Source organism: Enterobacter cloacae complex sp. IR5458 (genome assembly GCF_049238025.1).
Lineage (GTDB): Bacteria > Pseudomonadota > Gammaproteobacteria > Enterobacterales > Enterobacteriaceae > Enterobacter > Enterobacter kobei.
This window is the reverse complement of the sequence record NZ_JBMKIF010000012.1, coordinates 1-1725: the sequence shown is the minus strand read 5'-3', so window position 1 is coordinate 1725 and position 1725 is coordinate 1. Positions and strand designations below refer to the sequence as shown.

The following is a 1725-nucleotide window of genomic DNA, read 5'->3' as shown; positions in this document are numbered from 1 at the left end:
GCGGGCATCGTTAACTTAAGATACAAAAGCTGTCCGGAAATGGCGGGTCAAGATCACATTCTTCCCCATGTACAAGATGTGGAATATTTGAAAAGACAAAAAAGATATCGCAAGTGATTAATGTTTTTTTTGTTTTAATGTCTGATAAGCCGTAAACATTCTAGCCCCCATTGGTTTTATTTTTACTGTTTGCATGGCGATGAATAAAAATTGAGTGGAGAATGAAAAGATGCAATGGCTTGGCTGTGTATTTTTCACTCTTATCACTTTAGCCTACATCTGGAATGGAGATGATTTGTTCAACAAAAAACAATGGTTCCTGGCCGGGGTGATGTTTGTTCTGGTGTTAGTGGCTACGGTCGTTATCGGATTTACGTTGAAATGGCTCGCTCAGTCAATGTCATTATTCTCCGTTGCAACGGCAAAACACTATTCGATTATCTTTTCTATGTCTTTTCTGTGCGTATGGGGGCTAAAAGTTACCGTTGTGCTGCTCTGCACGATCTTTTCCGGAATTATAGGGAGGCACAAAAAATACAATGCGGAAAATTATGGAAAAATATCGTCTATGACTCACGTCGTTGCGCCTGGCTTACTTATCATTGCCAAAATTGTAGTTTCCCTGGGTAGCGTCCTCATGTTTTCAGGTTTATGGCTTAAATAAGCACGACATTGACTCAAATTATCTAAATTGAACTTCAGGAAAAGTAGTCTTGTTTTGTGGCAAGGGAAGTAACTCTTACAGCTACTCATCATCACATTAACAGCGCTCCCGCTTTGCTTATCGACGATGAGTTAACTTCTGGCATTGAGATTAATCCATAGTGGAATAAAGATTATGCTCAACCGTATTACAGTCCAGCTTCCGGTCGAGGGGCTGCTCTTCTGGAAACTTTCCGGCCGGGAGGCGATGTCCGAGTCGTTCGCCCTGACGCTGACCCTGCTCGGCACGGATGCACGCATTGACCGCAGCAAATTGCTCGGCCAGCCGGTCACGGTGACCATTCCGACGCAGAACCTGCTCTCCTCCCGCTACATCAACGGCAAAGTCACGCGCGTGGCGGTCAGCGCCGTTGAGCTGACGGGCACCCGCTATGCGGTGTACCAGCTGACGGTGGAGCCGGACCTGTGGCCGATGAAGCGCGACCGTAACCTGCGTATTTTCCAGGGCCAGACGGTGCCGCAGATTGTGAAAACCCTGCTGGCTGAACATCAGGTCAACGTGGAGGATAAACTTACCGGCAGCTACCGGGTGTGGGACTACTGCGTGCAGTATCAGGAGTCGAGCCTGGACTTCATCAGCCGCCTGATGGAGCTGGAAGGGATTGCCTATCACTTCAGCCACGAGGCCGACAAGCACACCCTGGTGCTCACCGACGCCGCCACCCAGCATCAGCCGTTCAGCGGCTATGAGGTCATTCCTTACCACCAGACGCCGTCCGGCGGCAGTACGGATGAAGAGGGCATCAGCCAGTGGGCGCTGGAGGACAGCGTGACGCCGGGGATTTACAGCCTCGACGACTATGACTTCCGCAAGCCGAACGCGTGGCTGTTCCAGGCCCAGCAGAACCCGGCGTCGCCGAAGCCGGGCAGCATTGACGTCTACGACTGGCCGGGACGCTTTGTGGAGACCGGGCATGCGGAGTTTTACGCCCGCATTCGCCAGGAGCGCTGGCAGGTTGAGCACCAGCAGATTCAGGCCACCGCCACGGCGGCGGGGATTGC

The 1725-nt window shown here is 51.5% G+C and carries 2 protein-coding genes; both read left to right on the top strand.

The window, feature by feature from the left end:
• Positions 1-229: 229 nt before the first annotated feature.
• On the top strand, positions 230-664 hold the full coding sequence (locus ACOTYN_RS11740; protein WP_071922995.1) for a hypothetical protein: 435 nt from the start codon (positions 230-232) through the stop codon (positions 662-664).
• 174 nt (positions 665-838) lie between these two features.
• On the top strand, positions 839-1725 hold an 887-nt coding region (locus ACOTYN_RS11735), incomplete at its 3' end, for a type VI secretion system Vgr family protein (RefSeq protein ID WP_421634691.1).